The organism is Halorubrum sp. SS7, assembly GCF_005435055.1.
GTDB lineage: Archaea > Halobacteriota > Halobacteria > Halobacteriales > Haloferacaceae > Halorubrum > Halorubrum salinarum.
On the sequence record NZ_SGXV01000729.1, the window covers coordinates 1 to 220 of the forward strand.

A 220-nucleotide genomic window follows, 5' to 3' on the forward strand; every position below is an offset into this window, starting at 1 on the left:
CGTAGAACCGGAGTAGTTCGCCGGCCTCGACGGAGTGGGTCTCGCCGTCGAGCGCGACGTCGAAGGCGCCCTCCAGCGCGTGGAACAGCACCGTTCTGTCCGGGTGATCGTGTTCCGCGACGCCCTCGCCCGCCGCCAGCGAGAGGCGGACGGTCTTCGGCTCCTCGCCCGGGAACACGGACGCGTGCGGCTCGCCGTCGAGGTCGTCGATCCGGACCGT

At 71.4% G+C, this 220-nt stretch carries 1 protein-coding gene; it reads right to left on the bottom strand.

Going from position 1 to position 220, the window contains the following annotated elements:
• The coding region (locus EXE44_RS19730) for a cupin domain-containing protein (RefSeq protein ID WP_137718147.1) at positions 1-220 on the bottom strand (220 nt) is incomplete at both ends.